The organism is Paraburkholderia sp. JHI2823, assembly GCF_038900695.1.
GTDB classification, from domain to species: domain Bacteria; phylum Pseudomonadota; class Gammaproteobacteria; order Burkholderiales; family Burkholderiaceae; genus Paraburkholderia; species Paraburkholderia mimosarum.
The window spans coordinates 289,351-312,993 of the sequence record NZ_JAYMRY010000002.1 but is presented as its reverse complement, the minus strand read 5'-3'; the positions used below and the strand labels follow the sequence as shown (position 1 = coordinate 312,993).

At 65.5% G+C, this 23,643-nt stretch carries 21 protein-coding genes and 1 tRNA gene; 8 read left to right on the top strand and 14 right to left on the bottom strand.

Annotated features, from left to right (window positions below; all coding sequences use genetic code 11):
* The first annotated feature begins 10 nt into the window (after nucleotides 1-10).
* Together ptsP and nagE are read left to right on the top strand one after the other, a co-directional pair.
* Entirely contained in the window at nucleotides 11-2,602 is a 2,592-nt protein-coding gene (gene ptsP, locus VSR34_RS03945) for a phosphoenolpyruvate--protein phosphotransferase (protein WP_342961911.1), read from the top strand.
* A gap of 149 nt (nucleotides 2,603-2,751) precedes the next feature.
* Nucleotides 2,752-4,512, top strand: a complete 1,761-nt coding sequence (gene nagE / locus VSR34_RS03940; RefSeq protein ID WP_342961910.1) for an N-acetylglucosamine-specific PTS transporter subunit IIBC — start codon at nucleotides 2,752-2,754, stop codon at nucleotides 4,510-4,512.
* A 374-nt stretch (nucleotides 4,513-4,886) separates the two neighbouring features.
* Here the strand turns inward: nagE and cydB are convergent, their stop codons facing one another.
* From cydB to rpoH, 4 genes are all read right to left on the bottom strand, one after another.
* Entirely contained in the window at nucleotides 4,887-6,023 is a 1,137-nt protein-coding gene (gene cydB, locus VSR34_RS03935; RefSeq protein ID WP_342961909.1) for a cytochrome d ubiquinol oxidase subunit II, read from the bottom strand.
* Between the two features lie 31 nt (nucleotides 6,024-6,054).
* Nucleotides 6,055-7,644 carry a cytochrome ubiquinol oxidase subunit I gene (locus tag VSR34_RS03930; protein WP_342961908.1) on the bottom strand — a complete coding sequence of 530 codons (1,590 nt, stop codon included), beginning with the start codon at nucleotides 7,642-7,644 and terminating at the stop codon, nucleotides 6,055-6,057.
* Nucleotides 7,631-7,915, bottom strand: a complete 285-nt coding sequence (gene cydP, locus VSR34_RS03925; protein ID WP_028230009.1) for a cytochrome oxidase putative small subunit CydP — start codon at nucleotides 7,913-7,915, stop codon at nucleotides 7,631-7,633. Before cydP ends, VSR34_RS03930 begins: the two co-directional genes overlap by 14 nt.
* A 204-nt stretch (nucleotides 7,916-8,119) precedes the next feature.
* Complete coding sequence (gene rpoH / locus VSR34_RS03920) at nucleotides 8,120-9,055, bottom strand: RNA polymerase sigma factor RpoH (RefSeq protein ID WP_028209322.1); 936 nt, start codon at nucleotides 9,053-9,055, stop codon at nucleotides 8,120-8,122.
* Nucleotides 9,056-9,614: 559 nt separating this feature from the next.
* On the opposite strand from rpoH, the gene VSR34_RS03915 reads away from it, so the two are divergent.
* Entirely contained in the window at nucleotides 9,615-9,998 is a 384-nt protein-coding gene (locus VSR34_RS03915) for a nuclear transport factor 2 family protein (protein ID WP_028209323.1), read from the top strand.
* A 153-nt stretch (nucleotides 9,999-10,151) separates the two neighbouring features.
* Here VSR34_RS03915 and leuA read toward each other — a convergent pair whose 3' ends face one another.
* Both leuA and ybiB read right to left on the bottom strand, forming a co-directional pair.
* Nucleotides 10,152-11,798, bottom strand: a complete 1,647-nt coding sequence (gene leuA, locus VSR34_RS03910) for a 2-isopropylmalate synthase (protein ID WP_342961907.1) — start codon at nucleotides 11,796-11,798, stop codon at nucleotides 10,152-10,154.
* 551 nt (nucleotides 11,799-12,349) lie between these two features.
* A complete protein-coding gene (ybiB, locus tag VSR34_RS03905) occupies nucleotides 12,350-13,315 on the bottom strand; it encodes a DNA-binding protein YbiB (RefSeq protein WP_342961906.1) in 966 nt (321 codons plus the stop codon).
* A 304-nt stretch (nucleotides 13,316-13,619) separates the two neighbouring features.
* On the opposite strand from ybiB, the gene VSR34_RS03900 reads away from it, so the two are divergent.
* Entirely contained in the window at nucleotides 13,620-14,318 is a 699-nt protein-coding gene (locus VSR34_RS03900) for a fumarylacetoacetate hydrolase family protein (protein ID WP_342961905.1), read from the top strand.
* Nucleotides 14,319-14,376: 58 nt separating this feature from the next.
* Entirely contained in the window at nucleotides 14,377-15,024 is a 648-nt protein-coding gene (gene maiA, locus VSR34_RS03895) for a maleylacetoacetate isomerase (RefSeq protein WP_342961904.1), read from the top strand.
* An 81-nt stretch (nucleotides 15,025-15,105) separates the two neighbouring features.
* On the opposite strand, the gene ftsY is transcribed toward maiA, so the two are convergent.
* Nucleotides 15,106-16,269 carry a signal recognition particle-docking protein FtsY gene (gene ftsY / locus VSR34_RS03890; RefSeq protein ID WP_342961903.1) on the bottom strand — a complete coding sequence of 388 codons (1,164 nt, stop codon included), beginning with the start codon at nucleotides 16,267-16,269 and terminating at the stop codon, nucleotides 15,106-15,108.
* A 285-nt stretch (nucleotides 16,270-16,554) separates the two neighbouring features.
* Here ftsY and rsmD point away from each other — a divergent pair, with 285 nt between their 5' ends.
* The 3 genes from rsmD (at nucleotide 16,555) to VSR34_RS03875 (ending at nucleotide 18,147) form a co-directional block, all read left to right on the top strand.
* Nucleotides 16,555-17,193, top strand: coding sequence for a 16S rRNA (guanine(966)-N(2))-methyltransferase RsmD (gene rsmD, locus VSR34_RS03885; protein ID WP_028230016.1), 639 nt, complete (start codon nucleotides 16,555-16,557; stop codon nucleotides 17,191-17,193).
* A 108-nt stretch (nucleotides 17,194-17,301) separates the two neighbouring features.
* The gene (gene coaD, locus VSR34_RS03880) at nucleotides 17,302-17,799 is read left to right on the top strand and encodes a pantetheine-phosphate adenylyltransferase (protein ID WP_028209330.1); all 498 of its coding nucleotides are present in this window, start codon (nucleotides 17,302-17,304) and stop codon (nucleotides 17,797-17,799) included.
* An 87-nt stretch (nucleotides 17,800-17,886) separates the two neighbouring features.
* Nucleotides 17,887-18,147, top strand: a complete 261-nt coding sequence (locus tag VSR34_RS03875; protein ID WP_028230017.1) for a YfhL family 4Fe-4S dicluster ferredoxin — start codon at nucleotides 17,887-17,889, stop codon at nucleotides 18,145-18,147.
* 69 nt (nucleotides 18,148-18,216) lie between these two features.
* Here the strand turns inward: VSR34_RS03875 and hisC are convergent, their stop codons facing one another.
* The 7 genes from hisC to lolB all read right to left on the bottom strand — a co-directional run bounded on the left by hisC (nucleotide 18,217) and on the right by lolB (nucleotide 23,617).
* On the bottom strand, nucleotides 18,217-19,296 hold the full coding sequence (hisC, locus tag VSR34_RS03870) for a histidinol-phosphate transaminase (protein ID WP_028230018.1): 1,080 nt from the start codon (nucleotides 19,294-19,296) through the stop codon (nucleotides 18,217-18,219).
* A gap of 13 nt (nucleotides 19,297-19,309) precedes the next feature.
* Nucleotides 19,310-19,912: an aminoacyl-tRNA hydrolase gene (pth, locus tag VSR34_RS03865; RefSeq protein ID WP_028209333.1), complete on the bottom strand. Its 603-nt coding sequence runs from the start codon at nucleotides 19,910-19,912 to the stop codon at nucleotides 19,310-19,312.
* Nucleotides 19,913-20,058: 146 nt separating this feature from the next.
* Nucleotides 20,059-20,667 carry a 50S ribosomal protein L25/general stress protein Ctc gene (locus VSR34_RS03860; protein WP_028209334.1) on the bottom strand — a complete coding sequence of 203 codons (609 nt, stop codon included), beginning with the start codon at nucleotides 20,665-20,667 and terminating at the stop codon, nucleotides 20,059-20,061.
* A gap of 166 nt (nucleotides 20,668-20,833) precedes the next feature.
* On the bottom strand, nucleotides 20,834-21,790 hold the full coding sequence (locus VSR34_RS03855) for a ribose-phosphate pyrophosphokinase (protein WP_028209335.1): 957 nt from the start codon (nucleotides 21,788-21,790) through the stop codon (nucleotides 20,834-20,836).
* A gap of 87 nt (nucleotides 21,791-21,877) precedes the next feature.
* Nucleotides 21,878-21,954: transfer RNA gene (locus VSR34_RS03850), tRNA-Gln, on the bottom strand.
* Between the two features lie 52 nt (nucleotides 21,955-22,006).
* On the bottom strand, nucleotides 22,007-22,909 hold the full coding sequence (gene ispE / locus VSR34_RS03845; protein ID WP_028230019.1) for a 4-(cytidine 5'-diphospho)-2-C-methyl-D-erythritol kinase: 903 nt from the start codon (nucleotides 22,907-22,909) through the stop codon (nucleotides 22,007-22,009).
* Between the two features lie 75 nt (nucleotides 22,910-22,984).
* Nucleotides 22,985-23,617, bottom strand: a complete 633-nt coding sequence (lolB, locus tag VSR34_RS03840; protein ID WP_342961902.1) for a lipoprotein insertase outer membrane protein LolB — start codon at nucleotides 23,615-23,617, stop codon at nucleotides 22,985-22,987.
* Nucleotides 23,618-23,643: the final 26 nt, after the last annotated feature.

The following is a 23,643-nucleotide window of genomic DNA, read 5'->3' as shown; positions in this document are numbered from 1 at the left end:
TGGAAAGCGAATGGAACGCATCGAGGAGTCTCGCCTGATGGATCCGCATACACGCGTCGAGGGGCACATCCTGATTGTCTCGCCGCTCACCGGGCCGGTCGTGCCGCTCGCGTCGGTGCCCGATCCCGTGTTCTCGGAAGGGCTGTTCGGCGACGGGATCGGCGTCGATCCGCTCGTCGGCCGGCTGGTCGCGCCGTGCGACGGCGTCGTCATGCATCTCGCGCGCACCGGCCACGCCGTCACGCTGCAAACGGTCGAAGGCGCACAGGTGCTCGTGCACATCGGCATCGACACGGTCGAACTGAACGGCAAGGGTTTCACGCCGAAGGTCGCGCAGGGTGCGCACGTGCGCCGCGGCGACACGCTCATCGAGTTCGATCTCGACGTCGTGGCGTGCAGCGCGCCGAGCCTCGTCTCGGTCGTCGCGGTGGCCAACTCGGACGCATTCGAGGTGGTCCGGCGCGCGGGCGCGGGCCACGTCGAAGCGGGTACCACGGCGTTGCTCGTGCTGCGCGCACGGGAAGGCGTGGAGGTCGTCGCCCATACCGACCTGGTCGCGAACGAAGTGCGCCGCAGCGTCACGCTCACGCATGCGGGCGGCCTCCATGCGCGGCCGGCGGCACGCGCGCGCGAAGCCGTGCGCGGCATCGACGCACGCGTCGAGGTTCGCTTCGGCGAGCGCAAGTCCGCCATCGAGAGCGTCGTCGGCCTGCTGGGTCTGGGCGCGGGCGAGGGCGCGACCATCGAACTCGTCGGCATCGGCAAGGACGCGCAGCGCGCCGTGGATGCCGTCGCGAACGAACTCCTGCGCGAAGCGCCGGGCGAGGGTGGCGAAGCGCCGGCGCGGCAGCTTTCGCCCGCGCCCGTGCAGCCTCGGGCTGTCGCGGCAGCCTCTTCGGCCGAGCCCGGCGTGCTGGCGGGTGTGTGCGCCGCGCCGGGCGTCGCGGTGGGCAAGCTGGTGCGCTGGGAGGAAGCCGAACTCACGCCGCCGGAACTCGCGAGCGGCACCTCGGCGGCGGAAAGCCGTCTGCTCGACAAGGCGATTGCCGTCGTCGATGCCGAGCTGAACCAGAGCGTGCGCACCGCTTCGCAGCGTGGCGCGATTGGCGAGGCGGGCATCTTCACGATGCACCGCGTGCTGCTCGAAGACCCGACGCTCGTCGACGCCGCGCGCGATGCCATCAGCCTCGGCAATAGCGCGGGCTACGCGTGGCGCGAAGCGATCCGCGCGCAGATCGCGGTGCTCGGCAAGGTGGACGATCCGTTGCTCGCGGAGCGCGCCGCCGACCTGCGCGACCTCGAAAAGCGCGTGCTGCGCGCGCTCGGCCTCTCGAACACGGCCGCGCGCACGCTACCTGAGGAAGCCGTGCTAGCCGCCGACGAATTCACGCCGTCCGACCTCGCTACGCTCGACCGCGCACGCGTGACCGCGCTCGTGATGGCGCGCGGCGGCGCCACCTCGCATGCGGCGATCATCGCGCGCCAGGCCGGCATTCCGGCGATCGTCGCGCTCGGCGACGCGCTCCATGCGGTGCCCGAGGGCACGGAAGTCGTCGTCGATGCGGGCGCGGGCCGCTTCGCCTATACGCCGAGCGCATTCGACGTCGAACGCGCGCGCAGCGAGAAGCAGCGCCTCGCGGGCGTGCGCGAAGCGAACCGCCGCACGTCGCACGAGGCCGCGGCCACGCGCGACGGCCACGCGGTGGAAGTCGCCGCGAACATCGCGACGCTCGAAGACGCCAGCACGGCGGTGGAAAACGGCGCCGACGCCGTGGGTCTGCTGCGCACGGAGCTGCTGTTCATCCATCGCCAGGCCGCGCCGACGGTGGAAGAGCATCGCCAGAGCTACCAGGCGATCACGGACGCGCTCGCGGGCCGCACGGCGATCATCCGCACGCTCGACGTGGGCGCGGACAAGGAAGTCGACTACCTGACGCTCCCGCCCGAGCCGAACCCGGCGCTGGGTCTGCGTGGCATCCGCCTCGCGCAGGTGCGCCCCGATCTGCTCGACGACCAGTTGCGCGGCCTCGTGGCTGTCAAGCCGGCGGGCAAGGTGCGCATCCTTCTGCCGATGGTCACCGATGTGGGCGAGCTCGTGCGCTTGCGCGAACGCATCGACGCCTTCGCACGCGAAGCGGGCCGCACCGAGCCGATCGAAGTGGGCGTGATGATCGAGGTGCCCTCGGCGGCGCTGCTCGCCGACCAGCTCGCCCGCCACGCCGATTTCCTCTCGATCGGCACCAACGACCTCACGCAGTACACGCTCGCCATGGATCGCTGCCAGCCCGATCTCGCGGCGCAGGCCGACGGCCTGCACCCGGCCGTGCTGCGGCTCGTCGCGGCGACGGTCGAAGGCGCCCGCAAGCACGGCAAGTGGGTGGGCGTGTGCGGCGCGCTGGCGGGCGATCCGCTCGCCGTGCCGCTGCTCGTGGGCCTTGGCGTGGCCGAGCTTTCCGTCGACCCGGTTTCGGTGCCGTCGATCAAGGCACGTGTGCGCAAGCTCGACTACGACGAATGTCGCGAGCGCGCGCAGCAGGCGCTCGCGCTCGAATCGGCGCAAGCGGTGCGCGCCGCGAGCCGCGAAAGCTGGCCGCTCGACTGACTGCGCTTCATGCGTTTCTAACCGGTTTCATCCGTTCGATTCTCGACACCGTAAGTAATCCTTAAAATCACGCCGGCGTGCGCGGTCAATGTGCGCCGGCCTCTCTCACCAACCACGTCACGCAAGAGACAGGGACTGGAGGCAGTTCAATGGATGGCAATCCGTTTCTCAAGATACAGAGCCTCGGCCGCGCGCTGATGCTTCCGATCGCAGTGCTGCCGGTTGCCGGCATCCTGCTACGCTTCGGCCAGGCCGATATGCTCAACATCAAGATCATCGCCGACGCGGGCGGCGCGATCTTCGATAACCTGCCGCTCCTGTTCGCGATCGGCATCGCCGTGGGCTTCGCGAAAGACAACAACGGCGTCGCGGCGCTCGCGGGCGCGCTGGGCTATCTGGTCCAGACGGCCGTGATGAAGGACATCAACGACAAGCTCAACATGGGCGTGCTGTCCGGCGTGGTGGCCGGTATCGTCGCGGGCATGCTGTACAACCGCTTCAAGGACATCAAGCTGCCCGAGTTCCTCGCGTTCTTTGGCGGCAAACGCTTCGTGCCCATCGTCACCGGGCTCACATGCGTCGTGCTGGGCGTCGTTTTCGGTTATATCTGGGGCCCCGTGCAGGGCGTGATCGACACCGCCGGCCACTGGCTCACGACTGCGGGCGCGATCGGCACCTTCGTGTACGGTTTGCTCAACCGCCTGCTGCTCGTCACCGGTCTGCATCACATCCTCAACTCGCTCGTATGGTTCGTGTTCGGCTCGTTCACGCCGGCGGGCGGCGCTGCGGTAACGGGCGACCTGCACCGCTTCTTCGCGGGCGACCCGACGGCGGGCAGCTTCATGGCCGGCTTCTTCCCGGTCATGATGTTCGGCCTCCCGGCGGCGTGCCTCGCCATGCTGCACGAGGCGCCGAAGGAAAAGCGCGCGATGGTCGGGGGCCTGCTGCTTTCGATGGCGCTCACCTCATTTCTCACGGGCGTGACCGAGCCGATCGAGTTCACGTTCATGTTCCTCGCGCCCGTGCTCTACGCGATCCACGCGGTGCTCACGGGGCTCTCGCTCGCGATCTGCTCGCTGCTCGGCATCAAGCTCGGCTTCACGTTCTCGGCTGGCGCGATCGACTATGTGCTGAACTTCGGGCTCTCCACGCACGGCTGGTATGCCATTCCGCTCGGCGTGGCCTATGCCGTCGTGTACTACGCGCTGTTCCGCTTCTTCATCCGCCGCTTCAATCTGCCCACGCCGGGCCGTGAAGCCTCGGCGGGCGACACGGCGATCGCCTCGTCGATGTCGGGCGTTGCAGTGCCGGCTGGCGGCGCGGCCCCGGCGGCCTCGCTCTCGCGTGCCGCGCGCTATATCGATGCGCTCGGCGGCGCGGCCAACCTGAAGGTGGTCGACGCATGCACGACGCGCCTGCGTCTCACGGTGGCCGATCCGGCGCATGTCTCGGAGCCGGCATTGAAGGCGATTGGCGCGCGCGGCGTGCTCAAGCGCGGCGGCGAAAGCGTGCAGGTCATCATCGGGCCGGAAGCCGACATCATCGCCGATGAAATCCGCGGCGAGATCGCACGCGGCGGCGCGGTGCCGGTGGCTCAACCCATAGCTCCTGGCTCGCACGGCGCCCAGGCAGTTCAGGCGGCAGCGGCCGCAAACGCGGGTGGCGTAACGGGTCCGCTCGATCCGGATCCGGCGCGCTGGCTCGCGGTGCTCGGCGGCGTCGGCAACATCGTTTCGCTCGATGCGGTCGCGGCCACGCGCCTGCGCGTGATCGTGCGCGATGCGGCGGCCGTGGATCGCGAGAAGCTCGCGGCGCTCGACGTGGCGTGGGTCTCGGCGGATACGCTGCACATCGTCGTGGGTGACGCGGCGGCACGCTATGCGCGTGAGCTGGCTTTGCAGCCAGCTTAATCGGGGCGCGTAAGCCGATGAAGAACGCCGCGGCCCAATGCCGCGGCGTTTCTGTTTTGCCACCTGCTAAAGCGAGCCTCGACGCCAGGGCCTGTTCACGCTAATAACAGGCTTGCGCTGGCCGCCAGAAGGGCCGATCGCAGGGATTGCGACGAAGCGAATACTCGACGTATTCGTGAGGAGCATGACGCAGCGATCGGCCCTTCTGGCGGCCAGCCCCTGGAATGAAATTCAAGTTTGGGGAACGTGCCTTGCCGGCCGCATTGCGGCTCGCGCGTCGCTTGTCTGGCAAGGCCAAAACAACGGCGCTCCTTGCTCCTTGCACTGCAGCCGGGAAGGCACGTTCGCAAGCCTGTTATTAGCGTGAACAGGCCCTAGTACAACGTGTGCTCGTTTTCCCGTATCGCACGGGACGTGATCTTGCCGCGCATGACGCGATAGACCCAGGCGGTGTAGCCGAGCACGATCGGCAGGAAAATGACGACGGCCACGAGCATGATCTCGAGCGTCATCTTGCTCGAGGTCGCGTCCCAGACCGTCAGGCTCGAACGCAGGTCGAGCGACGAGGGCATGATGAACGGGAACATCGAGAAGCCCGCCGTGAGAATCACGCCGACGATCTGAAGCCCGGTGCACAGAAATACGAGCCGCTCGAAGCGCGAGCCCGCGAGCGCGAAGGCGAGCGCGCCGCCAAGCAAGCCCACCACCGGCGCCGCTGCCATCCACGGATAGAGCCCGTAATTCGCGAGCCAGAGCCCGGGCCCCGCGTCGACGCTTTTCAGCAGCGGATTGGCCACCGTGTCGGGAGGCGCGGGCGAGGTAATCGTGTACCCGCCGATGAGTGTCGCCACGAGTGCGCCTGCGACGACGAACAACACGATGGTGAGTCCCGCGAAGAGCCGCAGTGCGTTCGATGCGCGGGCGGCGACGACGCCGTCGCTCTTCATTTTCACGAAAGCGGCGCCGTGCGCCGTGAGCATGGAAAGGCTCAGGAGCCCGCAGAGCAGCGCGAACGGATTGAGGAGTCCGAAGAAGCTGCCGTGATACGTCACGCGCAAATCGCTGTCGAAAGCGAACGGCACGCCCTGCAGCAAATTGCCGAACGCGACGCCAAAGACGAGCGCCGGCACGAAGCCGCCGACGAAGAGGCCCAGGTCCCACCCCTGGCGCCACCTCACATCGACGCGCTTGCCCCGGTAGTCGAAGCCCACGGGCCGGAAGAACAGCGAAAAGAGCACGAGCAGCATCGCGAAATAGAAACCCGAGAAAGACGCCGCATAGGCAAGCGGCCAGGCGGCGAACATCGCACCGCCCGCCGTGATGAACCAGACCTGGTTGCCCTCCCAGGTCGCGCCGACCGTGTTGATGACGATGCGGCGCTCTTCGTCGGTCTTGCCGATGAAGGGCAGCAGGACGGTCGCGCCCATGTCGAAGCCGTCGGTAAGCGCAAAGCCGATCAGCAGCACGCCGATCAGCACCCACCAGATCAATTTGAGCGTGTCATAGTCCATGGTGTGGTTCCTTTTGGCGTTCGCGGGCGCGTCAGGCGACGTTGCTGCTGCGGGTCACTTCGGCCACGTTCTGCTCGTGGTGGTAACGGCCCGTATGCAGCGACGAAGGGCCGAGGCGCGCGTACTTGAACATCAGCGTGATCTCAATGATGAAGAGCAGCGTGTAGAAAAACACGAAGCCCCCGATACTGAGCATGACGTCGCCGGGCGCGAGGCTCGAAGCCGAGAGACGGGTGGGCAGCACTTCGGCGATGGTCCACGGCTGGCGGCCGAGTTCCGCGACGACCCAGCCCAATTCGGCCGCGAGCCAGGGCAGCGGAATCGCCAGCAGGGCCCAGCGCAGGAACCAGCGCCGGCTGCCTTTGAGCAGCGAGCGCTGCGCACAGAACCAGAAGGCGAGCACGAAAGTCCCGAGAAACAGGATGCCGAGACCCACCATCAGACGGAACGACCAGAACACGGGCGCGACAGGCGGGATTGCCGTTCTCGACGCGGCCCGAATCTGCTCGGAAGTGGCGTCGACGACGTTCGGCGTGAACCGTTTCAGGAGCAGGCCGTAGCCCAGGTCGGCCTTGTGCGCGTCGAACACGTTGCGCGATGCTGTGTCGGCGGTGCCTTCCTTCATCTTCTGTAGCGCGGCGTAGGCGAGCATGCCGTTGCGGATGCGCACCTCGGCGCGGCCCATGAGGTCCTTCAGGCCAATCACCGGTGTGTCGAGCGAGCGGGTGGCGATGATGCCCATCAGCCACGGAATGCGGATCTCGAAGTCGGTGCGCTCCTCCCGCTGGTTGGGCAAGCCGAACAGCGTGAACGGGGCGGGGGCGGGCGAGGTCTCCCATTCGGACTCGATGGCGGCGAGCTTGACCTGCTGCACTTCGCCGTCGGTATAGCCTGATTCGTCGCCGAGCAGCAGCACGCACAGCGTCGAGGCAAGTCCGAAGCCAGCGGCGATGGCGAACGAGCGCAGCGCGAACTCCACGTCGCGGCGGCGCAGCAGATACCACGACGAAATGCCGAGCACGAACATGGAGGCCGTCACATAGCCGGCCGACACCGTGTGCACGAACTTCACCTGCGCGACGGGGTTGAAGATCACCTGGAACAGGCTGGTGAGCTCCATGCGCATGGTTTCGTAGTTGAATTCCGCGCCGACGGGGTTCTGCATCCACGCGTTGGCGATGAGAATCCACAGCGCCGAAAGATTCGAGCCGAGCGCGACGAGGAACGTGGTGAGAAGATGCGCGCCTTTGGACAGACGGTTCCAGCCGAAGAAGAACAGCCCGACGAAGGTCGATTCGAGGAAAAAGGCCGCGAGTCCTTCCACGGCGAGCGGCACGCCGAAAATATCGCCTACGTAATGGGAGTAGTACGACCAGTTGGTGCCGAACTGGAACTCCATCGTGAGGCCGGTGGTCACGCCCATCGCGAAGTTGATGGCGAAGAGTTTGCCCCAGAAGAGCGTCATGTCCTTGTAGATCTCTTTGCCCGTCATGACATACACGGACTCCATGATGACGAGCATCCAGGAGAGGCCGAGCGTGAGCGGCACGAACAGAAAGTGATAAAGCGCGGTGATGGCGAACTGAAGACGCGAAAGATCCACTGATTCAATCGTGGGCATGGCGATCCCCTCGTTGCGATGGCGTTTCCCGCGCTGGCGCCGTTGGCGCGGGCACGTCGAGAATGGCGCGAGCGACGGCGGCAGGCGGCATGTTCATGTCTTCTGCCTGCGGGTGATTGAAGAAGGCGTATTTGAGCGCCATCAGAAGGACGAGCTTGACGGCGAGAACGAGGGCGATGTCGCGCGCGAAGGTCGGCCCGCGCATCCACTGGAGGATCCGCGTGCGCAGCGGCGACGGTGTGCGCTGGCGTTGGCCAGATGCCGGGATCATGACGTTGGTGCCCCCGAACGCGTTGCGAGGCCAGACCGCAGGGCGGTCTGGGGCTCATCACCTCGAAATCATCTTAGGGCGGAATCAGCGAGGGCGTCGCGAAGGTGCGCAGGCGCTGTCAGCCCGACGCCGGGAGACGCGGCGCGCGCAAAAGAAAAGCCCCGTTCGGTGAACGGGGCTTCGGGGGAACTTCGAGACTGGCGCTTACGCGTAGTCAGCGAGCGCGGTGCGCATCTTCTTCATGGCGCTCGCCTCGATCTGGCGAATGCGCTCGGCCGATACGCCGAACTCGTCGGCCAGTTCGTGCAGCGTCGAGCCGCCCGAACCGTCGTCTTCGACGTTGAGCCAGCGCGCCTCGATGATGCGGCGGCTGCGCGCGTCCAGCGCCTCCAGCGCGCTCGCAATGCCGTCGGATTGCAGGCGGTCGCGCGAACGCGCGGCCAGCACGGCGCTCGGCTCGCTGTGCGAGTCGGCGAGCCAGGCGATCGGGGCGAACGACTCCTCGCCGTCTTCGGTCTGGCCTTCGAGCGCGATGTCGGCGCCCGAGAGGCGCGTTTCCATCTCTACGACTTCTTCGCGCTTCACATTGAGTTCCTGCGCGAGGCCGTCGATTTCCTCCGGCGTGAACGACTGCAGGCCCTGCTTGTGGCTGCGCAGGTTGAAGAACAGCTTGCGCTGCGCCTTGGTCGTCGCGACCTTCACCATGCGCCAGTTGCGCAGGATGTACTCGTGGATCTCAGCCTTGATCCAGTGCATCGCGTACGACACGAGGCGAACGTTCTGCTCGGGGTCGAAACGCTTCACGGCCTTCATCAGGCCGATGTTGCCTTCCTGGATCAGGTCGGCGTGCGGCAGGCCATAGCCCAGGTAATTGCGCGCAATCGACACCACGAGGCGAAGGTGCGACAGCACCAGACGGCGGGCGCCCTCGAGATTGTTTTGCTCGCGAAACTCGGTCGCGAACTGGCGCTCCTCTTGCGGCGTCAACATCGGGATCCGGTTCACGGCCTGGATGTAGGCGTCGATGTTGCCCAGCTGGCCGGGCAGCAGGGAAGCATTCGCGAGCGCCAGTGAACCCCCGGCCTTGGCCGACGACGGGCTCAGCGTACTCGGAAGGGTCATGGTCATTGCGTTGCTCACGTAGCGAACTCCTCAGGAATCTTGCAAAAAGTCAGACAGCGACTCCACGGTGGATGTTAGCACTCTGAATTACCGAGTGCTAATACTTGGAGTCTGGTAGGGCTTCAAGGTTCCTCGATTTCTATCGACATTGATGTATCGATAGATTACACCAAAAGCTGGGCGCCAAGCGGGGCGGGGCTCGAAAGCCAGCGCAGGTTCGGGCTGGGGGTGGTCCGAAGGAACACTCTAGAACCGGAACGCGAATTCGAGGCGCCGAGCGGGAAAAAAGGGTTGAATGAGCGAATTCCGGTAGACGTGCCGCGCGCGGACATCAATCGACAAATAGACATCGGACAAAGCCGAAAGTGCTGCACTGCGACGTCAGGGCGCGGCGAGGGAGGGCCGGCCATCGCCAGCGGGTCGCTGCCCGCATGCCGTTTCCAGATGGGGGTGGCTCCTTTGATCGCAAGTATCCATGCGCCAAATCCTGGTATAAATTGCAGCGGAGGCGCATGGAGATAATCTTCAGCGCCGGTCCGCGGGAGCCGCGCGGACCGGCGCGCAAGGGGCTCGATCGATGGCGGCAAAACTAATCGATGCGATTCGCGGTCTGGAGCGCGAGCGCTTTCGCGCGATGGTGGACGGCGACGGCGCATCGCTGGACCGGTTGTTGTCCGACCAGGCGACGTTCGTCCATACGAACGGCAAACGGGAGACCAAGCAGCAGTTCATCGACGCGATCACGGGCGGGCGCCGGCGCTACCGGCAAATCGAGATCCAGTCGCAGGAGGTGGTGCACGCGGGCAACGAAGCCTGCGTCGTGTCGGGGCGCGTGCTCATCGAAATGGAAGCGAACAACGGCGCGCTGCTCTTTCCCATCGCCTACACGGCGATCCTGACGCACGAGAACGGTCAATGGCGTTTGCTCGCGTGGCAGGCGACCCGTTGCGCGATCGAGTGACGACCGGTAAGTCCACTCGCTGAAGCGCCGGATAAGGCGTTTCAGGCGCACGCCGGCGGCCCGTTTGCCGCTGGCGCTCAACAATGCCGCCGCTTTCCTGCTGAAACTCGAACGATCTTCCGTGTTGCGCGCGAATCTCCTGCGTGCCCCACGTCACGCCGCCGCACGGCGATCCACGTGCGGCCAGTCCGCGCGATTGACCGCGCTGACGACGGCCGCCACGCACGCATGGACCGCGTCGTCGGCGACGCCGACGCCGTGGCGCAAAGGCTGGCCCCCCACGCGCGCGCCGACGAATATGGCCGTCGCACCGTGGGCCGTGTGCGCGGTCTCGAACGACGCGATTTCAATACCCTCGCCGGCCACGGCCGCGATAGCGGCGGCGACGGCTCGCGCATGCGCCTCGTCAGCGCCGGCGGCGGACGGTATCGCCACGTCGCGGCCTTCCCAGCGCGCGCGTCCCGCGCCCACGTGGGCCGCCGGCGCATGTGTCTCGAAGTACTCGCGAGCGAACAGCGCGCATACGGCATCGCCGGTGATTTCCTCGCCCGATGTATCGGCGACGCTCTGCACCGCGTGGCTGAACTCGATCTGCACGCGGCGCGGCGGCGTGAAGCCCATGCCGCGCTCGAGCAGATACGTGGCGCCCCCCTTGCCCGACTGGCTGTTCACGCGGATCACGGCGTCATAGCTGCGGCCGAGGTCGGCGGGATCGATCGGCAGATAGGGCACTTCCCAGATGGCGTCCGGGCGTTGCTGGGCGAAGCCCTTGCGGATCGCGTCCTGGTGCGAACCCGAAAAGGCCGTGAACACGAGGTCGCCCGCGTACGGTTGGCGCGGATGCACGGGAAGCTGGTTGCAGCGCTCGACCACGCGGCGCACGGCGTCGATGTCGGAGAAGTCGAGGCCTGGGTCGATGCCCTGCGTGTAGAGGTTCATCGCCAGCGTGACGAGATCGACGTTGCCGGTGCGCTCGCCGTTGCCGAACAGGCAGCCTTCGATGCGGTCCGCGCCCGCAAGCAGCGCCATTTCGGCCGCGGCGACGGCGGTGCCGCGGTCGTTATGCGGATGCACGGAGAGAATGATGCTGTCGCGGTAGGCGAGATTGCGGTCCATCCACTCGATCTGGTCGGCATAGACGTTGGGCATCGCGGCTTCGACGGTGGCCGGCAGGTTCACGATCATCTTGTGATCGCGTGTCGGGCGCCAGGTTTGTGCAACCGCGTCGCACACTTCACGCGCGAACGTGAGCTCGGTCATGCTGAACGTTTCCGGCGAGTACTGGTAGATCCAGTGCGTTTCCGGATGTTTGTCCGCGTGTTCGCGGATCATGCGTGTGCCGTCCACCGCGAGCGCCTTCACGTCGTCCTTCGATTGCCCGAAGACGATTTTGCGGAACGACGGGCAAATCGCGTTGTAGAGATGCACGATGGCGCGCGGCACGCCCTCGAGCGCTTCGAAGGTGCGTGCGATGAGGTCTTCGCGCGACTGCACGAGCACTTCGATCGTCACGTCGTCGGGTATGCGCTTTTCCTCGATCAGCTTGCGCACGAAATCGAAGTCGGTCTGCGACGCCGACGGAAAGCCGACTTCGATTTCCTTGAAGCCGATCGCCACGAGCATCTCGAAGAACTCGGTCTTCTGCGCGATGTTCATGGGCTCGATGAGCGACTGGTTGCCGTCGCGCAAGTCCGTGCTCATCCAGATCGGCGCGCGCTCGACGGTGCGCGTGGGCCAGCGTCGGCCATTCAAACGGACGGCGGGAAAGGGGCGGTACTTCTCGGCGGGATTACGCAACATGGCATGCCTCGTTCGTTTTGTCGTGTGCGATGGCGGTCGTGAGCGGGCGGCTCGCTTGCTGACGACGGGGCGGCACGGCTGCAGACGAACGGGTGGAACGAACCGACGTGACGAACGCGGCAATGATGGCGATGGTGGTGGCCATCGCGGCTGCGAACGAAGACGACGAAAACGATGCCCATGCAACGTGCATTTTGACCCTCGCGACTCGTCCGGGCGGTAAACGGACGAATAGAGACGACAGGTTGTAAGAAAACTACGGGTTTGGGGTACTGCGAGAACTGCTTTGGGAGGACTACACGACCGAAGAGGTGGTCGCGCAGCGCTACGCCTGGCTTACGCTAGACGTAGCGATAGGGCCGCTAGACGGCCGAAGGTAATTCGGAGGGTGTTCGGGAAGGAACGCATTTGTCCAATGTAAGCCAGGTTGGGCGGATGTGTCAACGGCGAATGGGCGGCAGGTGCGAGTGAAGATGCACGAAGATCAGCGCAAAAGCTTGCTGAAGGCGCTTGCGCGCGTTTCGCGAACGGCGCACGCGCGGGCGGCGAAGTCAGGCGCGCTTCGCGATCCGCTTGATCGTCTCGACCTGGCGCGCGAGTGCTTCGGGCACCGGTGCTTCTCCCCGCAGCACGGCGTTGATCCATGCGGCGGTAGTGGGGGCGTCGCGGCCTTCAGGAAGATCGACATCGGGGGCCTCAGGCGACGAGCGCTCCGGGGCGATCAGCGTCTCGCATATGCCGTCGTGGAGCCAGTCCACCTGGACCTGGCGGCGCGTATCTGCGACCGCCTCGCCTTCGGTGCCGCGCGCGAGCAGCGCGCCGCCCGCCGCGGCTTCCGGATGCGCCGCGAAGAGGGCGCTCAGGCTCTCGCGATACGGCGGGTGGGTGTAGTTCACGAGCCGCAGGCCCGGCTCGGCGAACGGCTGCAGCAGCTTCACGAGCGTGTGGGTGGAATTGCGCACGCCCATGCGCCGGCGCAGCGAGAGCAGGCGCGCGAGTTGCGGCGCGAGCGTCTCGATCGATGCAAACGCCACGCGGCGCGAGGCCAGCAGCGCCTCGATCCCGGCGTGATCGCGCGCTTCGGGCTGGTTCAGGGCCGCGAAAATTTCCGCGCTCGTCACGCGGCCCGGATCGGTGGTGACGCCGTGCACGAGCGTCGGCACGCCTTCGCGCGCGAGCAGCATCGCGAGCAGCGGCACGAGATTCGGCTGCTTGCGCGCGCCGTTGTAGCTCGGGATCGACACGGGCCGGTAGTCGCCATGCGGTACCACGAGGGGCGCGAATGAGGCGTGCGCGGCCGACAGCATGGCTGCGAGCTCGTCCGCGGTCTCGCCCTTGAGGCGGTAAGCGAGCAGCACCGCACCGAGTTCCAGTTCGGGCACGCGCCCTTCGAGCATCGCGGCGTAGAGCGCGCGGGTGTCTTCGGGTGAGAGAGCGCGCGCGCCATTCGGTCCGCGGCCGATCTCCTTGATGAAGCGGGCGCAGGGAAAGATGTCGATGGAGTCGGCGGTCGTCATGGGCAAGCGTGGTTCGTTCAGCGGCATTGCGGTTGCATCGAGCGCGGCAAACGCTACGCGACGCAGCAGGCCGCCGTCGTACAGGAATGGGGATCGGCCAAGTATCGCATGAGCGTGGCACAACTTGCCCGCCGTACCTGGCCGTCGGCCGCGCGAAAGCTGCGCCGCGCATGCCCACTGTCGCGCGTTACACTCGCGGATGTTCCGGGCGGGGCGCCTGCCCCGCCGCCGCGCCTGACGAGCCTCGCAAGTCCACTGGCCCGCGGGCCTCGCGCCCGCCCCATCACAAAGACGGAGAACTCCCATGACGTATGTATTCGAACCGACGCCGCTCGCCTCGGTGCCGGTGGCCGGCAGCGACCAACGCTTCCCGGTGCGGCGCATCTACTGCGTTGGCCGCAATTACGAGGCGCATGCACGCGAGATGGGCCACGATCCTGAGCGCGAGCCCCCGTTCTTCTTCTCCAAGCCCGCCGATGCTCTGCTCTACGTCGCGCCCGGCTCGACCGCCGAGTTCCCGTATCCCGCGCAGTCGCAAAACGTGCATTTCGAAATGGAACTCGTCGCGGCGATCGGCAAGGGCGGCAAGGACATTCCTGTCGCGAGCGCGCTCGACCATGTCTACGGCTACGCGCTCGGTCTCGACATGACGCGCCGGGACCTGCAAGGCGAAGCGAAGAAACTCGGCCGTCCGTGGGACACGGCAAAGGGCTTCGACCACTCCGCGCCCATTGGTCCGATACACCCGGTTTCGCAGATCGGGCAGCTCGCGAAAGGCGAGATCTGGCTCGCCGTCAACGGCGAGGACAAACAGCGTTCAGATATTTCGCAGATGATCTGGCCGGTCGCCGACACGATCGCGTTTCTTTCGACGTTGTTTGAGCTGAAGGCCGGCGACCTGATCTTCACTGGCACGCCCGAAGGCGTGGGCGCCGTGGTCAAGGGCGACGTGATGACGGGCGGCGTGGACGGTATCGGCGAATTCGCCGTGCGGGTCGTTTGAGCGGCGCAAACCGGGCGCAAGCCGCATCCAGATTCGAGACAAGAGGAGCAAGAGGAGCATGAAGCTTTATAGCTATTTCCGCAGTTCGGCGTCGTATCGCGTACGTATTGCGCTGAACGTGAAGGGCCTGCCGTACGAATACGTGCCCGTCCACCTCGTGCGCGAAGGCGGCGAGCAGCTCAAGCCGGCCTACCGCCAGGTCAATCCTGACGCGATCGTGCCAACCTTCGTCGACGACGAAGCGCACACGATCCAGCAATCGCTCGCGATCATCGAATACCTCGAGGAGACGCACCCCGAGCCGCCGCTCCTGCCGAAGTCGCCCGCCGATCGCGCGCACGTGCGCTCGCTCGCGCTGCAGGTGGCGTGCGAGATTCACCCGCTGAACAACCTGCGCGTGCTGAAGTACCTCAAGCATTCGGTGGGCGTCGACGATGCGACGAAGGACGCCTGGTACCGCCACTGGATCGAGTCGGGTTTCGCGACGCTCGAACAGCGGCTCGCCGGCGATGCGCGCACGGGCAAGCTCTGTTATGGCGACACGCCGACCATCGCCGACCTCTGCCTCGTGCCGCAGGTCTACAACGCGAACCGCTTCAAGATCGACACGACGCGTTACCCGACCATTCAGCGCATCAACGACTACGCGCTCACGCTCGATGCGTTCGCGCGCGCCGAGCCGGGCGTGCAGCCCGATTCGGAGTAAGCCTCAGGCGTGCACAAAAAAAGGGCGTCGTTCGCGAGAACGACGCCCTGCTTGCATTCAAAGCCGGACAATAGCGCGCCTTTAGCTGCCAAGAAGCGCATCGACGAACTCTTCGGCCACGAACGGCTGGAGGTCTTCGACCTTTTCGCCCACGCCGATGAAGTACACGGGCACAGGCCGTTGCCGCGCGATCGCGGCGAGAATGCCACCCTTGGCCGTGCCGTCGAGCTTCGTGACGATGAGGCCGGTCAGGCCGAGCGCGTCGTCGAATGCCTTGACCTGGGCAAGCGCGTTCTGGCCGGTATTCGCGTCGATCACCAGCAGCACCTCGTGCGGCGCGCCATCGAACGCTTTGCCGATCACGCGCTTGACCTTCTTCAGTTCGTCCATCAGGTGCAATTGCGTGGGCAGGCGGCCTGCGGTGTCGGCCATCACCACGTCGATGCGGCGCGCGCGCGCGGCGCTCACCGCGTCGAAGATCACCGCGGCCGGGTCGCCGCTTTCCTGCTGCACGACCGTCACGTTGTTGCGCTCGCCCCAGATGGCGAGCTGTTCGCGCGCGGCCGCGCGGAACGTGTCGCCGGCGGCGAGCAGCACGCTCTGGTCGAAGCGCTGCAGGTGCTTGGCGAGCTTGCCGATGCTCGTGGTCTTGCCCGCGCCGTTCACGCCCGCGATCATCATCACGAGTGGCTGCGCGCGGCCGAGCATCATCGACTTCTGGAGCGGCTCAAGCAGACCGATCAGCAGCTCGCGCAGCGCGTTCTTCACCTGCTGGGCGTCGGTCAGGCGCTCGGCGCGCACTTTCTGGCGCAGCTGTTCGAGCAGATATTCGGTCGCGTCGACGCCCGCATCCGACATCAGCAGCGCGGTTTCGAGCTCTTCGTAGAGATCGTCGTCGATCTTCGCATTGACGAAGATGCTCTGGATATTCGAGCTCGTTTTGGACAGGCCCGACTTCAGGCGCGTGAGCCACGATTGCTTCGCCGCGGGCTCGGGCGCGGGCGGCGGGACGATCTCGACCGCTTCGGGTTCGTCGGCGTCCGGGCCGGTGGTTTGCGGCGGCTCGATCGGCTTCGCCGGGGCGCTCGCGGCCGGCGCGGTTACGGCTGGCGAAATGGACGGCGCCTCGCGTGCCTCGGCGGCCGGCGCTTCGGGCGCGCCGGGGGAGTCGGCGACGTCGGCGGCGTCTGTCGGCGCGTTTTCGGCGTCCTTCGAGCCGCGGAATCGTTTGAAGAAACTGAACATGGTCTGAGGTGGGTCAGGCGCGTTGCGGGTCGGACCGAGGGGCGGTCAGCGACGGCATGGGAGGAGGTAACGCGCGGAAAACACGGCATTTTATCAGGCGCATTCGCCGGAGTCGCTGCCGCGTCGTTGCGGCGTCCGTGCGGCACGTGAGCGCCCCTGTGGTAACGTGCGCGCATTGGAGGGCGCGATGCGAAAACGTTGCGCCAGGCCACCGCATTCCAGTTCCGCCGGCAGGCTGAATGCCTGCGGTCAAGTGCAGTACAAACAAGCCATACGACCCAACGCATGACCCGTTCTTCTTCTCCGCGCGGCCAGGGCGCCCGCTCCCGTCAGTCCGATCCACGCGCACGTGGCGGCGGCACGCACACGATCCGCATCATCGGCGGCGACTGGAAACGCACGCCGCTGCCGGTGCTGGATCTGGACGGCCTACGTCCGACGCCCGACCGCGTGCGCGAAACGCTCTTCAACTGGCTGGGTCAGCGGCTGGACGGCTTGCGCTGCCTCGACCTCTTCGCGGGCAGCGGCGGGCTTGGCTTCGAAGCGGCCTCGCGCGGCGCGGCGCGCGTCGTGATGGTGGAGCGCAGCGCACGCGCGGCCGCGCAGTTGCGCGCGAATCAGGCGCGCCTCGGCGCGCGCACGATCGAAATCGCGGAGGCCGATGCGCTGCGCCTCGCGGCCAATCTCGCGCCGGGCTCGTTCGACGTCGTCTTCCTCGATCCGCCGTTTGGCGACACCGCGCTGCTCGATCGCTCGCTCGAGTTGGCCGCGCCGCTGGTCGCCCCGGACGGCTGGCTCTACGTCGAGTCGGGCCAGGCGATCGATCCGGCCGCGCAGCCTGCGCTGGCGGGCTGGGTCGTGGCGCGCGAAGGCAAGGCAGGGGCGGTTCACTATCATTTGCTGCAGCGCGAAAATGAGGAATAATGCGCGTTCGATAAGAAGAGGCGGGCGGCCTGGCCGTCACGCACGCGAATGCGCATGCGTCGCCACGGCGCTGCATTGCGCCCCATTTCCGTTGAGAGGAGAAGCCTCATGGTAGTCGCCGTGTACCCCGGTACCTTCGATCCGCTCACACGCGGTCACGAGGATCTCGTGCGGCGCGCGTCGAGCATTTTCGACACGCTGGTAGTCGGCGTTGCGGACAGCCGCAACAAGAAGCCCTTCTTCTCGCTCAACGAGCGGCTCGAAATCGCCCACGAGGTGCTCGGTCACTACCCGAACGTCCAGGTCATGAGCTTCAAGGGGCTCCTCAAGGACTTCGTGCGCACCAACAATGCGCGCGTGATCGTGCGCGGCCTGCGGGCGGTGTCGGACTTCGAATACGAGTTCCAGATGGCGGGCATGAACCGCTACCTGCTGCCCGACGTCGAGACGATGTTCATGACGCCCTCTGACCAGTACCAGTTCATTTCGGGCACGATCGTGCGTGAAATCGCCCAGCTGGGCGGGGATGTCAGCAAGTTCGTGTTTCCTTCGGTGGAAAAGCGTTTGGAGGACAAGGTGGCTTCGATGGGCGGCCCCGTTGCGTAGGCGTGAACGCATGGCGAAACAAGCGTAAACTATCGGGTCGAGCAACGTGTGTTACCGGCCCGCGCGCCGGCAGGAAGTGAGATAAGCATGGCCCTGATGATTACCGACGAGTGCATCAATTGCGACGTCTGCGAGCCCGAGTGCCCCAACGACGCGATATCGATGGGCCCGGAAATCTATGTGATCGATCCTGGCAAGTGCACCGAGTGTGTCGGTCATTTCGACGAGCCGCAGTGCATCCAGGTGTGCCCCGTGGAGTGCATCCCCAGGAATCCGGAGCACATCGAGTCGCCGGAGCAATTGATGCAGAAGTACCACGCGCTGATGGCGGCGAAGAACAACGCCTGACGCGCCAGATCGAACGGCAAATAAAAAACGCGCCAACCGGCGCGTTTTTTATTCCGTCTTGCCCTGCTGTTACGCGACGATGCCCTTCAACGCGTCGACGAGCGTATCGCATTCGGCATCCGTACCGATCGAAATCCGCAAGTGCTGGTTCACGCGCGGTGCGTTGAAGTGGCGCACGAAGATCTCTTTTTCGCGCAACCGGGCCGCGATTGCTGACGCATCGTGCGCGGGATGCTTCGCGAAGACGAAATTCGCCGCCGAGGGAACGACTTCGAAACCGAGCGCCGCGAGCGCGGTCGTGAGCCGCTCGCGGCTGGCGATTACTCGCGCGCTAGTCATTCGCAGCCACTCGTCATCCTCATAAGCGGCCGTCGCGGCGGCCTGCGCAAGCCGGTCGAGCGGGTACGAATTGAAGCTGTCCTTCACGCGATTGAGCGCATCGATCAGGTCGGCGTGGCCGAACGCGAAACCCACGCGCATGCCCGCGAGCGAACGCGATTTAGACGTCGTGTGCACGACGAGCAGATTCGGATAGCGGTCGATCAGCGCGATTGCCGATTCCGCGCCGAAATCCACATACGCCTCGTCGATCACCACCACCGTTTCCGTGTTGGCCGCTACCAGCCGCTCGATCTCGGCGAGCGGCAGCGCATGGCCCGTGGGCGCGTTCGGATTCGGGAAGATCACGCCGCCATGCTCGTTGCCGGCTCGCGGGAGGTAATCGTCGATGCGAATCGCGAACTCCCCGGTAAGCGGCACGGTGCGGTATTCGACTTCATAGAGCCGCGCATAGGTCGGGTAGAAGCTGTAGGTGATGTCGGGGAAAAGTATTGGCCTGTCGTGCTTGAGGAGCGCCTGGAAGGCGTGCGCGAGCACCTCGTCGGAGCCGTTGCCGACGAATACCTGCTCCACGCGAATGCCGTGATGCGCAGCGACTGCGGCGCGCAGTCGCTTCGCGACGGGATCGGGATAGCGGCGCAGCGACTCGCCCGTTTCTCCCAACTCGTGTCGGATCGCCTCCAGCACGCGGGGAGAAGGCGCATACGGATTCTCGTTGGTGTTGAGCTTGACCGGCTTCGCGAGCGCGGGCTGTTCGCCGGGCACGTAGGGCACGAGGCTGTGGACGATGTCACTCCAGTAACGACTCAAAACGCTCTCCTTTTCAGCTGGTTCGATGCAGCTGCATGACTGCGCGCTCAGCCTCGCCTTTCACGAAGGTCGGCATGACCGCGAGCGCGCGCTCGATCGACGCATCGATGACGTCCTGTTCCTCGCGGCGCGGGGGCTTGAGCACGAAGTTCGCGACATCGGGCTTCGCACCCGCGCGTGCGCCCTCGGGAATCAGGTCGCGCGGGTGACCGATGCCGACGCGCAGACGCCAGTACTGCTGCGTGGAAAGATGCGCGGAAATGTCCTTCAGCCCGTTGTGGCCGCCGCTGCCGCCGCCGAGCTTGAGCTTGACCGAGCCGGGCGGCAAGTCGAGCTCGTCGTGCGCGACGAGGATCTCGTCGGGCAGGATCTTGAAGAAGTTCGCGAGCGCGACGACCGACTGGCCCGAGCGGTTCATGTACGTCTGCGGCTCGAGCAGATGCACTTCCTCGCCGTAGAGGCGAGCCTTCGCATAGTGGCCGTGGAAGCGCCGCTCGTCGCGCAGCGTCGTACCGGCTTCGCGCGCGAGCTGGTCCACGAACCAGAAGCCCGCGTTGTGGCGCGTCGCCGTGTATTCGGCGCCCGGATTGCCGAGCCCGACGATCAACCTGATCATTGTGGTGTTCCGCCTGCGTGAATCGCTGAATCGATCCGCAAGTGTACGAAAAAGTGCGAAAAAAAACCCGCCGGGGCGAACCGCGGCGGGTCACGTCGTCCGTTTCAGGGAAACGGATCGAGAGGATCGGCTCTTCGCCGCTGCGCTTACTCCGCAGCCGGCGCTTCTTCGCCTTCAGCAGCGGCCTGGGCGCCAGCCGGCACCGGTGCCGACGCGACGACCGGGTTTTCCGCTTCGACGTGCGCAACCAGCGTCACGCCTGCCGGCAGGGTGATGTCCTTGGCGTGCAGCGATTGACCCGCTTCGATCTTCGCGAGGTCGACTTCGAGGAATTCCGGCAGCGCGCCCGGCAGGCACACCACTTCGATTTCGGCGAGGACGTGCGAGATGATCGCGCCACCCAGCTTGACGGCCGGGTTGGTTTCCTGGTTCATGAAGTGCAGGGGCACCTTCGTGTGGATCTTCTTGTTCGGATCCACGCGCTGGAAGTCCACGTGCAGCACGAGCTGACGGAACGGGTGGTATTGCACGTCGCGCAGCAGAACTTGCTGCGACTTGCCGGCCACTTCGAGGTCGAGGATCGACGAGTGGAAGGCTTCCTTCTTCAGGGCGTGCCACAGCGCGTTGTGGTCGAGTTCGACCAGTTGCGGCTCGGCGCCGACACCGTACACGATGCCAGGGGTCTTGCCAGCGTTGCGCAGGCGGCGGCTCGCACCCGTACCTTGCACGCTACGCTCAAAAGCGACGACTTTCATTTGATTCTCCAATGCACTGCCCGCGACCAGGCAGTAAAACGGGGCCTTCAGCAAATGACTGCCTTCGGGCCCCCGGCGATGCAGCGCGAACCTTCGTCCGTTCGCGCCGATTACGTGCAAAAGCGCGGCATTCTTGCGAACGCCGCGCCTTGCGCGTCAATGCTTGTCAGCTTTCCGCGAAGAGCGACATCACCGAGTCGCCGCGGCGGATACGCGAGAACGTTTCGGCGAGCAGGCCTGCGCTCGTGAGCGAGCGGATCTTCGCGCACGAACGCGCTTCGGCGCCCAGCGGAATCGTGTCGGTGACGACCAGTTCGTCGAGCGCCGATGCGGCGATGCGCTCGCCCGCGCCACCCGAGAGAACCGGGTGCGTGGCGTAAGCGAACACCTTCTTCGCGCCGCGTTCCTTCAGCACTTGCGCGGCTTTGCAGAGCGTGCCGGCGGTGTCGACCATGTCGTCCATGATCACGCAGGTGCGGCCTTCGACTTCACCGATGATGTTCATCACTTCGGCGACGTTCGCCTTCGGACGACGCTTGTCGATGATCGCGAGATCGCAGTTCAGTTGCTTGGCGAGCGCACGGGCGCGCACCACGCCGCCGACGTCCGGCGAAACGACCAGCAGGTTCTCGTAGTTCTGCTTGCGCAGATCGCCGAGCAGCACGGGCGTAGCGTAGATGTTGTCGACGGGAATATCGAAAAAGCCCTGGATCTGGTCGGCATGCAGATCCATCGTGATGATCCGCTCGACGCCGGCGATTTCCAGCATGTTCGCCACGACCTTCGCCGAGATGGCGACGCGCGCCGAACGGGGGCGGCGGTCTTGACGGGCATAGCCGAAGTAGGGAATGGCTGCAGTGATCCGGCCTGCGGATGCGCGCTTGAGCGCATCGACCATGATCATCAGTTCCATCAGGTTGTCGTTGGTCGGTGCGCAGGTCGACTGGAGGACGAAGACGTCCTTGCCACGCACGTTTTCCTGGATTTCGACCTGGATTTCACCGTCGGAGAAGCGGCTAACCATAGCCTTGCCGAGGGGAATACCGAGGATCTTGACGACTTCCTGAGCAAGCGCCGGATTTGCGTTGCCAGTAAAAACCATCAGGCCGTCATGGCTGCTCATCATGCACCTGCTGCGGACTTGGGGGGCGAGAGGAACTACTTAGGCGAATTGCTCCGGGTAACCCACAGAGCGAACTGCCTGAAATCTTGGCAGGGGAGGAAGGACTCGAACCCTCGCATGCCGGAATCAAAATCCGGTGCCTTAACCAACTTGGCGACTCCCCTACACTCAACTTTGAGCCTGGCTGGCCGGCTAGGTCCGATCAGCCACGCAAAACTATGCCGCGAAAGCGAAGAGTGGATGCGTATCCAGACTCGAGGCTACCGCGCTTCTCCAGTCCGGTTGTTCCGCGAGCAGTCTGGCTTGCGCCGCTTCTGCCCCGGACCGACTGGCGAATGCTGCAAAAACGCTGGCACCCGATCCGGTCATCCGCGCTGGCGCGATACTGTTTGAAACACTTTCAAACCATCGAAGCACCTGCGCTACTTCCGCGTATTTTCCCGCGACAACCGCTTGCATATCGTTATGACCGAAACTATCTGGCCATCCGTTCTGCGTTGCATGCTGTGCAAGAAAGACTGCTATTGTGCAGGTCTTTGTGTCCCTTGTCAATGACTTTTCTGAAAAAATCTCAGAAGTAGGAACATGTACCCGCGGCGTCACCACCAAAAAATGACGCGGGGGCAATTGTACAGCCTCGAGGGCTTCGCCAACACCCTCGGCGAACGCATTTTTTCCGAACACGAAAAACGGCACATCCGCGCCCAGCTTGAGTGCGAGCGCCTGCAACGCCTCGCGCTGCAAGTTGAGCTTCCAGAGACGGTTGAGCGCGAGCAGCGTGGTGGCCGCGTCCGAACTGCCGCCGCCGAGTCCGGCGCCCATCGGCAGTCGCTTTTCGATATCGATTTCGACGCCTTCGGTCGTGCCCGTGTACTCCTTGAGCAGCTTCGCCGCGCGGACAGTGAGGTCGTCTTCGGCAGGTACACCTTCCACTTCGACGGTGCGCGTGATGCGGCCGTCGCGACGGCGTGTGAAATGTAGCGTGTCGCCCCAGTCGAGAAGCTGAAACACGGTTTGCAGATCGTGGTAGCCGTTGGGGCGGCGGCCCGTGATGTGCAGGAAGAGATTGAGTTTCGCGGGCGCGAGGCAGTCGCGCAGCGAGTCCTGGGTTTCGATCATGATACCTTCGCGGCCGGCGAGTGCCGGCCCGGAAATACGGGTGATGGGTAGCGCCCCGGAGGCGCGCCTGCGCGCTTACTGGTCGAGCACCAGCCTGATCTGCAACGGCGGCTCGTCGCGCGTGAGATTGACGCGCTTCACGGCGGTCGCGGGCGCATCGGCGTAAGCGACGTAATCGATGGTCCAGCCGTCCTGCTCGATCTGCGAGAGCCGTTGCGGATCCTGCGGGTCGGGCGCAGTACGCGCGTGCGACGTGGGCGCAACCGACGGCTGCAGCCAGTAGCGCAGTCCTTCCACGGGCAGCGCGAAACCGAGCGCCTGCTGCATGAGCGTGCTCACGTTGTCGGCCGTGAGCGGCTGGCGGTTCGGCAGCTCAAGCGTGGCCTGGGAAGGCGCGGAAGTCACGAGCGCAAGCGTTTGGCCGAGCGGGTTGAGCAGTTGCAGCGTCACCGTGGAGTCGGTCTCGTGCCAGTCGAAGTTGCCGTAGGCATTGCGCTGCTGACCGTTCTGGTCGACGTACTGCACGGCGAAGCGGCCGTGATAGGCGCGGTTCGTCTGCGTGCTGAGCGAGGTCGTGGCGTTCGAGGTGGACGGTTGACGCGGCGGTTGCTGCGTGGCGCACCCTGCGAGCACGAGGAGCGCCGCTGCCGCGGCGCCGAGCGACGCGCGCCGCGCGAAACGGGCGACGCGCGCTGCGGGGAGGGCCATCGGGGGAACTGACGTGAAAAAATCTG